This is a genomic window from Bartonella sp. AA1HLJMS, assembly GCF_042197445.1.
In the GTDB taxonomy this organism is placed as follows: Bacteria; Pseudomonadota; Alphaproteobacteria; order Rhizobiales; family Rhizobiaceae; genus Bartonella.
The window spans coordinates 64,865-74,965 of sequence record NZ_JBHIRW010000009.1; the positions used below are offsets into that span (position 1 = coordinate 64,865).

General features: G+C 37.1%; 11 protein-coding genes and 1 tRNA gene. 3 read left to right on the plus strand and 9 right to left on the minus strand.

The features are described 5' to 3' along the window. Positions 1 to 28 precede the first annotated feature (28 nt). Positions 29 to 1,033, plus strand: coding sequence for an RluA family pseudouridine synthase (locus tag ACFIQE_RS04290; protein WP_375707300.1), 1,005 nt, complete (start codon positions 29 to 31; stop codon positions 1,031 to 1,033). Between the two features lie 148 nt (positions 1,034 to 1,181). After that, positions 1,182 to 2,066: an RNA polymerase sigma factor RpoH gene (rpoH, locus tag ACFIQE_RS04295; protein ID WP_375618560.1), complete on the plus strand. Its 885-nt coding sequence runs from the start codon at positions 1,182 to 1,184 to the stop codon at positions 2,064 to 2,066. Between the two features lie 203 nt (positions 2,067 to 2,269). Here the strand turns inward: rpoH and ACFIQE_RS04300 are convergent, their stop codons facing one another. From ACFIQE_RS04300 to ACFIQE_RS04310, 3 genes are all read right to left on the minus strand, one after another. After that, positions 2,270 to 3,691, minus strand: coding sequence for a hypothetical protein (locus tag ACFIQE_RS04300; protein ID WP_375621123.1), 1,422 nt, complete (start codon positions 3,689 to 3,691; stop codon positions 2,270 to 2,272). 236 nt (positions 3,692 to 3,927) lie between these two features. Next, positions 3,928 to 5,217 (minus strand): adenylosuccinate synthase, encoded by a 1,290-nt coding sequence (locus ACFIQE_RS04305; RefSeq protein ID WP_375612054.1) that lies wholly within the window; start codon positions 5,215 to 5,217, stop codon positions 3,928 to 3,930. A 383-nt stretch (positions 5,218 to 5,600) separates the two neighbouring features. After that, positions 5,601 to 6,764 carry a phosphoserine transaminase gene (locus tag ACFIQE_RS04310; protein ID WP_375621125.1) on the minus strand — a complete coding sequence of 388 codons (1,164 nt, stop codon included), beginning with the start codon at positions 6,762 to 6,764 and terminating at the stop codon, positions 5,601 to 5,603. A gap of 400 nt (positions 6,765 to 7,164) precedes the next feature. Between ACFIQE_RS04310 and ACFIQE_RS04315 the strand changes: the two genes are divergently transcribed. Further along, positions 7,165 to 7,240, plus strand: a tRNA-Phe gene (locus ACFIQE_RS04315). Positions 7,241 to 7,340: 100 nt separating this feature from the next. Here the strand turns inward: ACFIQE_RS04315 and ACFIQE_RS04320 are convergent. The 6 genes from ACFIQE_RS04320 to ACFIQE_RS04345 form a co-directional block, all read right to left on the minus strand. Next, positions 7,341 to 7,544, minus strand: a complete 204-nt coding sequence (locus ACFIQE_RS04320; RefSeq protein WP_375707301.1) for a helix-turn-helix transcriptional regulator — start codon at positions 7,542 to 7,544, stop codon at positions 7,341 to 7,343. Positions 7,545 to 7,618: 74 nt separating this feature from the next. Beyond that, a complete protein-coding gene (locus tag ACFIQE_RS04325; protein ID WP_375707302.1) occupies positions 7,619 to 8,242 on the minus strand; it encodes a lambda exonuclease family protein in 624 nt (207 codons plus the stop codon). A gap of 1 nt (position 8,243) precedes the next feature. After that, positions 8,244 to 8,387, minus strand: a complete 144-nt coding sequence (locus ACFIQE_RS04330) for a hypothetical protein (protein ID WP_375707303.1) — start codon at positions 8,385 to 8,387, stop codon at positions 8,244 to 8,246. Next, positions 8,377 to 8,847 carry an ERF family protein gene (locus ACFIQE_RS04335; protein ID WP_375707304.1) on the minus strand — a complete coding sequence of 157 codons (471 nt, stop codon included), beginning with the start codon at positions 8,845 to 8,847 and terminating at the stop codon, positions 8,377 to 8,379. The genes ACFIQE_RS04330 and ACFIQE_RS04335 overlap by 11 nt, the downstream gene beginning before the upstream one ends. Positions 8,848 to 9,001: 154 nt before the next feature. Beyond that, positions 9,002 to 9,529 (minus strand): antA/AntB antirepressor family protein, encoded by a 528-nt coding sequence (locus ACFIQE_RS04340; RefSeq protein WP_375630457.1) that lies wholly within the window; start codon positions 9,527 to 9,529, stop codon positions 9,002 to 9,004. A 363-nt stretch (positions 9,530 to 9,892) separates the two neighbouring features. Further along, the coding region (locus tag ACFIQE_RS04345; RefSeq protein WP_375707305.1) for a phage antirepressor KilAC domain-containing protein at positions 9,893 to 10,101 on the minus strand (209 nt) is incomplete at its 5' end.

A 10,101-nucleotide genomic window follows, 5' to 3' on the forward strand; every position in this document is an offset into this window, starting at 1 on the left:
ATCTTATTAAAAACTTAATAGGAATCGTATGGTAATACAGAAAATAACGGATGAAGGTGCTCTTGGGCAACGTCTTGATCAGTGGCTCGCAAAACAATATCATGATGTGCTCTCACGTTCGCGTTTGCAAACCCTCATCCGTGAAGGCTGTCTTAAAATTGATGGTCAATTCATAAAGGAACCAAAAACAAAATTAAAACCTAACCAAATAATTGAATTGGAAATGCCGGACCTTCGTGATGCAGAACCTAGCGCTGAAGCCATTGCATTGGACATTCTTTTTGAAGATGATCATATCATTGTTATTAACAAACCAGCTGGTCTTGTTGTTCATCCTGGGAATGGAAATTGGACCGGTACATTGGTTAATGCCCTTATTTACCACTGTGGGAATAGTTTATCTGGTATAGGTGGTGTTAAACGCCCTGGTATTGTCCATCGTCTTGATAAAAATACAAGCGGTGTTATGGTTGTTGCAAAAAACGATCTAGCTCATAAAAGTCTCAGTGCTCAATTTTCTGATCATGGACGTACCTGCGCATTAGATCGACGCTACCATGCCTTGATTTGGGGAACACCTCAGCGCAATGTCTGGACAATTGATGCATCACTTGGCCGTTCGCCCTATAACCGGACAAAGCAAGCTGTCATCCATAACCAAACCCCTTATGCTCGTCATGCTGTTACACATGTTTCTCTGCTTGAAAAATATGGCTCTCATGCAGACTCAACATCTTTTGCTAGCCTTCTGGAATGTCGCTTGGAAACTGGACGCACCCATCAAATCCGTGTTCATATGACTCATATAGGGCATCCACTCATAGGCGATACAGTTTATGGAAACGCTTTTAAAACAAAATCAAACATATTCAACCCCACTATTAGAAATGCAATCGATCAATTCAACCGACATGCACTCCATGCTGCAAGTCTTACTTTTGAACATCCTTCTACCGGTAAAGTTATGTCGTTTTCCGCACCACTGCCTCAAGATATGGCTAAACTTATTGAGCTTTTTAAAAAAATGAATTGAAACTTTTCCCCTTCTCAAGATTTCACAATAAAATATCTTTTTTTGAACAAAATTGAAAAATATGCTAAAGTGAGGTTATGAGGATAGTTAGCTATCTAAAACATAGAATTTGCCTTATCAGGGAATTCAGACAAAAGGAGGGTGCTATATGGCCCATATGAATTTATTATCAGTAATGACAGGTGATGGTGGTTTAAACCGTTACTTGGAAGAAGTGCGTCGTTTTCCAATGCTTGAGCCAAAAGAAGAGTATATGTTAGCTCAGCGTTACCGTGAGCATAATGATCTAAAAGCTGCGCATAGGCTAGTAACCAGCCATTTGCGTCTCGTAGCTAAAATCGCGATGGGATATCGGGGCTACGGACTTCCCATTGGGGAAGTCATTTCAGAAGGCAATGTTGGACTCATGCAAGCTGTTAAACGTTTCGAACCAGAGCGGGGTTTTCGTCTTGCAACCTATGCAATATGGTGGATTAAAGCGTCAATCCAAGAATATGTATTGCGCTCTTGGAGTTTGGTGAAAATGGGGACAACAGCTAATCAAAAGCGCTTGTTTTTCAACCTTCGTAAGTTAAAAAGTAAACTTCAAGCACTTGATAGTGGTGATCTCAATGCAGAACAAGTGAAAGAAATTGCAACCCAGTTGAATGTCACAGAAGATGAAGTTGTATCAATGAATCGTAGGCTTGGTGGTGACACTTCACTCAACGCACCAATTCGAACAAAAGAAGGGGAAAACAGTGAGTTGCAAGATTGGTTGGTGGATGAATCTAACGATCAAGAACAAATTTTAATTGAAAAAAGTGAATTAGAAAATCGCCGTTCCATGCTCATAAATGCCATGGACAATCTCAATGAACGCGAAAAGCGTATATTTAAAGCGCGTCGTTTAAACGATGTACCACTAACCCTAGAAGAACTCTCTGGTGAATTTAATATTAGTCGAGAACGAGTAAGACAAATTGAAATGCGTGCATTTGAAAAAGTGCAAAACTCTATCAAAGATTCTACTTTATCTCAAAGTCAAGTATAAAACCTAGAGTTAAGTATAAAGCCAATGGTTTGCACATTCTTTAAATGTGAAAATGAAAAAAAGCATGCCTTGGCTTTATACTTGTAAATTGGTCTATCGAATTCTTTAAGTTATTGATATGTAAAGATTTAGTGAATGTATGTGGTATATAATTGATAAAGACGGTCGTAGAAAATTCTTCACAGTCGTTTATTTTTTTGCATCTATGTTTTATTTTTTTGACCAAGAACTGTTAACTTATCTTGTTGTGCAAGCCATTGTCCAATAACTTCATTAAAAATAGACTTACCTGTTGGTCCTTTTGCAAAGGTTAATTCACTTATACGCCCGTTTTTATCCGTTAACACCAAACGCATCCAATCTAATTCTCGCATCAATTGTAAATTTCGATCAAGAAATGGATGATTTCCACTCAATGCGACAAGAAAAAAGTCATCGTTAATCTTTGCAGCAATGGTTCTTGTTAAAGCCTGTCCAATGGATTGTTCACTTGCTTTAAAGGTTAATGCTTGAACATTGCTTATAGCTTTACCTGAAAATTTATCAGAAAGAATAAAAACAAGGTCCATAATATATGCAGCAGGAAATGACTGATCGGTATTACGACGTAAAATTAACCGTAATGATACCCCTTCATCAGGAATTGTTATATCACCTTGTATAGTTGTTTCTTCTGGAGCCCCCTTCACTTGAGACTCTTTTATAAGCGTCCAGCGAGCACTTCCCGTTGCTATCTTTTCTGCATCATAATTTGTACGTGCTTGATAGAAAACAGCTTCACCTGATTTTTCAAGCGATTGCAAATTGCTATCAACAACTGTTGAGAGTACTTCTTCATCCGAAGAATCTATCGCTTGTTTTAAACCAACATCAATTTCACTTCCATCCTCTAATAAGCGTTGTGTTAACTTTCTCTTAATTGGAAATGCCTTTGGTACTCTGTGAGAAGCTTGAAGATTTTCTTCTAAAAACTGATGATCATTTGATACAAATACACGCTCACCAACAAAAAAAATACCAACAAGTAAAACAACAAAACTAACAACAGAAACAGCACTTATCACAATACGCCTTTGCACTAACGATTTATTAGCACGACGTAAAGCCTGAGAAAAAATGTGCGAAACAATATGCGGATTATCTTCCTGCGAAGGAGAAATCTTTAACACACTGCTATTAACATGCTGAGAAGGCACATCAGTCTCCATATTAACAGGCTCTGCATCTGGTATATCTGATACACAAAGCTCAACAAATACCTTGTTATCCTTTGAACGTGTAACAAAATCTTGCTTTCTTTTTATGTTTACCTCTGACAATTCATTATTTTTTGGTAATATAGTTTTTTTTGTATATTTCTTATCTTCATTTATATTTGTGGGATTCCACCCAATAACTGAAGAAAGCCGTTTCTTTTCAACTGCTAAATATTCTCCTTCAACAGTTGCAATAGAACTTTGAAGAATCTTTCTTTGTTCATCCGCTATTGCTTGTGGTATTTTTGCTGTTACAAATTGATGTTCTAGTGTTTCGGTAGCCCGCTTATAAATCCGCTTACGCACTTGTGGTGTAATATTATTTTGTGCATTAATTGTCTTTTTTAAGATTCCAACGAAATCTACCATTTCCTCTATAATCTCTCTTAAACTGAGAAAAAATCAATAGTAAAGCCAAAAAACTTTATTTTAGCCTTCTAAATTGGTTGCCATTTAATATTGGTACAACTATTGCAATAATGTAAAATGAATATGAAAAATAAACAATGCTATTTTGCACCTTTCTTTTACGTGCTCTTAAAAACTTTTTTGTAAAAAGATACAAAAACGAACAGAGAGCATATATAGAAATCTAAAAACAATAATCAATTAACAAAGGGATCCGTAATAAGAATAGTATCTTCACGCTCTGGACTTGTGGATAATAAAGCCACTTTTGTATTAATCAGTTCTTCAATATAGCGTATATATTTAATAGCCTGCACTGGTAAATCTTCCCACCTCAATGCATGTGCTGTTTCTTCCTTCCAACCTTCTAATGTTGCATAAATAGGCTTCACCCGATCCTGAGCTCCCATGGAAGAAGGTAAATAATCAATCCTTTTACCATCAAGCTCATAACCAATACAAATTTTTATTTCATCCAAACCATCTAAAACATCAAGTTTTGTCAATGCTATACCTTGAACACCGCAAATTGTTACCATCTGACGTACTAAGACAGCATCAAACCAACCACATCGACGCTTTCGACCCGTTACAACACCAAATTCATGTCCACGCACTCCTAGAAATTCACCAATATCATTTATCTGCTCTGTCGGGAACGGCCCTTCTCCAACGCGTGTAGTATAAGCTTTTGCAATACCCAAAACATAATGAATTGCATCAGGTCCCATCCCCGAACCTGTACATGCTTGCCCAGCAACTGTATTAGATGACGTTACATAAGGATAAGTTCCAAAATCATTATCTAATAAAGCACCTTGCGCACCTTCAAAAAGAATGTGTTTCCCTCCTCGATAACCTTCATCTAAAAGACGCCACGTACAATCCATAAAGGGCAAAATTTTATCCGCAACTTGCATCAATTCATCATAAAGTGCTCGAGAATCAATCTCTGAAACACCCATCCCACGACGCAAAGCATTATGATGCCTCAAAAGCCGCTCAATCTTAGCCATAAGTGTATCTTTTTCTGCTAAATCCATCACTCGGATAGCACGACGTCCCACCTTATCTTCATAAGCCGGTCCAATACCACGCTTTGTTGTACCAATCTTTAAACCAGATAAACCGCTTTCTCGAATTGCATCAAGATCACGATGCAAAGAAAGAATCAAAGGAGCATTTTCAGCAATACGCAAAATTTCTGGTGTGATTTTTACACCCTGATTACATAGTTTTTTTACTTCTGCAACAAAATGATGAGGGTCAACAACAACACCATTACCAATAATTGATAACTTGCCACGCACTAAACCAGACGGTAAAAGTGATAATTTATAACTGACTCCATCAACAACCAATGTATGGCCAGCATTATGCCCCCCCTGATATCTCACCACGATATCTGCTCGCTCAGACAACCAATCTACAATTTTACCTTTGCCTTCATCACCCCATTGTGTACCGACAACAACTACATTGGCCATAACTTTCTCCGTCGTGTTTGGTCAAAAAAACCAGCATTCAAAAACAAACTCTTCTTTATAACGAAACCTTAGAGCAAGTGCGACTCCTCATTTCAGATTTTTCTCAATCTTCAAGTGATTAAATTTTCAAATTTATGATAATAAAGATAAGCAAATACCCAAATATTTTAAATCTGTCATTTTCGCTACAAAAAGTAAAAACATTAGAGATTTTAATTTGTGCGTATCCAACACCTGACAAAGCATTCATTCCCCGTCTTAATCTTTTACAATTCATGTAATATTTAGAGGCTGTTTGTCTGATACAAGAATACGAAAGATCATCATAATCTCTCGTATCCTTTTTTGTTTAAAAACACGTTTTGAAAATCACCAGTAATTATTTAAAGCTGTGCTTTTTCAACTTGGAACGCCCACTCAAGCCATTGTGTTAAAATTTCAAGATCGGAAGCCTCAATTGTTATACCCGCCCAAATTCGAAGCCCAGGAGGAGCATCGCGATACGAACCGATATCATAAGCAACCCCTTCCTCATCAAGACGCTTCACAACCGCTTTTATAAAAGATACTCGCCTTTCCGTATCCAAAGCAGTAATCACTGGATCCACAATATCTAAACAAATAGAGGTGTTAGAACGCACTTCAGGATCTTTTGCCAAATATTCTAACCATGGCGTTTTGCGAACAAAAGCATCAAGTACAGAAAAATTTTTCTCAACCCGTGCTCTTAATGCCGCTGCACCTCCTAGAGATTTTGCCCACTTCAACCCATCAAGGAAATCCTCAACACAAAGCATAGAAGGTGTATTGATGATCTTTCCTTTAAAAATATCTTCGTTCAATTTTCCATTTTTTGTCATATAGAAAAGTTGAGGCATAGGCCAAGCTGGAACATGATTCTCAAGCCTCTCAACAGCACGAGGACTTAAAATCACCATACCATGTGCAGCCTCGCCTCCCAAAACTTTCTGCCATGAAAAAGTAACAACATCTAATTTTGAAAAATCAAGATATTGCGCAAAAGCTGCCGATGTTGCATCACAAATGGTCAATCCAGCCCGCTTATGCGGAATGAAATCCGCATTAGGAATACGCACACCAGAAGTTGTCCCATTCCATGTAAAAACAACATCCCGATCAAAGTCAAGTTGTGTTAAATCTGGTATTTCACCATAAGGAGCTTCAAAACGACGCACATCAGAAAGCTTTAATTGCTCGACAACATCTTTATTCCACCCAAACCCAAAACTTTCCCACGCTGCCATATCAATGCCACGCTCACCTAATAGAGACCATAGAGCAGCCTCAACAGCACCGGTATCTGATCCTGGCATAATTCCTATACGATGATCAGAAGGAACCTCAAGAATCTCACGGGTTAAATTAACAACTTCAGCAAGTTTTAATTCTGCTTCTCTAGATCTATGTGAACGCCCAACTAATGCATTTTTAAGAACATCAAGAGTCCAACCAGGCCGTTTGCTACAAGGACCTGAAGAAAAATTAGTATTATTGGGACGATTACTTGGTTTTTGTAACATTATCATTATTTCTCCCCTTTTAGATGTTTCTCTTTCTTTATAAAGAAAAACAAATTATTATAAAGACTAATCAATAATCTTTTTAGAAAAAAGTCAAAAATGTTGTCTATTATTTCGTATGCTTAAAATTTAGGGAAACTTTATAAAAAAATCTTTCTTAATCATTTTTCTCGATTGATTCTTTTAATTTTTTTCGTATTACCACCACGATAAGACAGCATTCTAATAACAATACACTAAAGTGTCCAATATACCTATCAAATTTATTTTATGATAAAGATTCATTGATAACGCTCTAGAATAGGGAGATAAATTTATTAAAAAATCAATTATTTTTCTTTTGATGACTGGACAGAGAAAATTTTAATGTTATAACCGCAAACGCTTTATATTTTTTATGAAGCATGCCCAGATAGCTCAGTTGGTAGAGCAGCGGACTGAAAATCCGCGTGTCCGTGGTTCGAATCCGCGTCTGGGCACCACTTTTTGTTTTTTAGCATATTGAAATATATAGATTTTTTCTTTAAATAACCATTTTCAGACCACCTTTTAGACAACCTTCTACAGCTTATATAATTTTATCTAATTTGTTCTTATTTGCTCCTTATTTTTCTTTGGAATGAAGGCTAAGATCTCTTTTTTTCTCCACCTCACTGCTCTCTCTAGCTTATATGGCTCCGGAAACAACCCCTGAAGCACCCAATTGCGAATCGTTGTTGTGGATACACTAAAAAGCTGTGCACACTCACGTGTCGTTACATATCTATCTCCATCATCAAATATCATCTCATTACCTTTCTCTTTTTTATATTAATTAAATGGGTGGGGGTGCTGGGAGGAGAAAGAGCACCCCCATAGGTTTAAGCAGCTTTTGTCAAAATCTTTTGCATCTCTTGTTCTATTTCCCCTAAAAAGATTTCGACAGCTTTATTAATCTCTTCAATGTATTTCTCATCACGGAGGACGCGTTTGACTTTCATTCTCAAACCAGTAGATTTGCCTACAAAGTTTGGATTATAGCTCATGAAATCACACCACTTTCGTCCTGTACAAGCCATTTGGAATTGCATTTGTGCGATATATTCAGGCTTGATTTCGTCATAAATAAAAAAACGAAGATGAGTCGTTGATTGTGGACATTTGACTTCGATTAAACCGTCCTCTCCAATGAACCCATCAGGACTTGCACCAGCCATTTCCATTTTTGGGTGTGAAATAAAACCGCATCTTGTGACTTCTGCGTCATAAATGAATTCATATTCTCTTAAGGTATTCTCTTCATGTTCAATGCCCCATTGCATAGCAGGTGTTGTATAAGATTGGCTTATTCCCTCTATTAAGCGTTCTGTCATGAGTTTCGTTTTGTAGTCTTCATATTTGCTGGTAGGCAAACCTTTTGCTGTCTTACTGAGTACGTTGTAAACGTTTGAAGCAGTGACTTTACCCAAGCGCGCTTGAAACCATTCTGCTGTTCTTTGCTCCATCTCACACCGCCGTTTGTTGTTGAGTTGGTGCATATTCAATATCTTGTATAGGTGCATCTAATTGCTCTTGTTGTGCTTTTTTCATTTGTGAACGTTGCTTTTTTTTCAAAGAAAACAAAGCGATTTGAGCTTGTTTATAAGACATATCTGTTAGATTTTTTGCTCCCTGTAGCGTCAAAAGGAAATGTTCCTTCTGTTGATATTTCATTGCCTGATATATGCTTTAAAGTCATTTCTACGGTTACGTTGTCTGAACTCTGCTCTTTGATACGAGAGAACAAGGCAAAGTGATGTGTTGCAAGAGTTTCTTTGATTGAATCAATATATTTATCAAGCGTGGTATAGAGGCTTTTAGTATGTGTATTAATGGCGTTTTGTTCGATATCTTTGTATTCCATTTGCATAGCAGAAAGATCACGGACAAAGTTTTGACGCTCTTGTCGTTTTATCTCTTGTTCTCGCAATTCAAGAAGACGCTTGAGACGATCCATATCGACATCATTTTCTAAAGCTCTTTCTAAAATAAGCTCCATAGCTGTAGGTTTGATTTCACAATCGTTCATTTTTTCCACTAATTCCGTTTGTGTGGTACTTAGTTCACTCATCTTGATTTCCTCCTATTTGAGCGCAATTCCCCCGTGGCGTGAATCACGCTTGTGTTAAAAAGTTGGTTGGTTGTTACAATCCTGTTTCTAGAGACTGTGTGATATTGACCACCTCCCCGTCTAAAAAGACGAGGAAATGAAATCATATTTTAAACTAAGCAGCTTTTACGACAGATCTTTCTAAGACTTGTTTTGCTTCTTTAATGAGAGCTTTATATTTTCTGTTTTCTTCATCTACTCTGAAGGCATCAAGAAGACGCACATGAATTGGACCTAAAAGATATAAAACTTTTTCACCAGCGTTCATTCCCTCCCAATAGCTTGGCAAATCAAAGCGTGTATCACGATCATAATCAACAGATTGGTTTCTTAGTTTTTTCTCACACTCAATAAAGTAACGACGTGCCTGTCGTCCTTTCTTATTACGTTCAACCATGGAAAGCTCTTTCGCCATATCTAAGGTGAGATGATATTCTACTGCTATAGCATTGTTTGCTTCCATTTTTTTGTGGAAGCGAATAAAATCTTGCCTTTCAAGAAAAGAATAAGCAATGATGCGTTTTTTTATCCAAGTAGAGAAATCTTGTTTGCTTTCCAAAAATGTATGCAAGTCACGCGCATTAACAGTTTGAACTGTTTCCTGATCAATTGTTTGTTCTGTAATTTTAATAAGAGTGTTCATAATGAACTCCTATGCAGTTAGATGTTTTTCATTGACATCCAATAAAGGATGCCGGGTGCTGAAAAACACGGTGCATAGTCCGTCGTTACGCTTTCCCCATAAAGAGTATTGTATAGCGTAACTACACCCGACAAGATCATTATATGCGTGTAACATACAACGAGTCAAAGCCTTTAATGTGCGGAAAATAAACTGTTTCGGCAATTCATCCGCTATGCATTTAAGGTGTTTTTCAAGCACCTGATTCGACAATAGACATACTGATATTATTTTGTCAATTAAAAAGTTTGAAAATTGACGCAAATAAATCATATCGATTTTATTAGTAAATTCGTATTTCTTTTCCATTATTGCATTCCTTAATTAATGCATGCTTTGTCTTTTAAGCTCTTGAGACAGCACACCAATTCCTTTTGCTGTGATTTTTGCGCAAGGAATGACTTTTTCTATTCCACTTGCGGTTTGAAGCGTGATGGTTGGACAATCCATAAGTTGCTTTTGGATTTTGTCTTGATAAGGAAGCAAATTTCCACCTGCTGCTCGTCTGTAAACCCAACCTTTTTTCTGTAAGA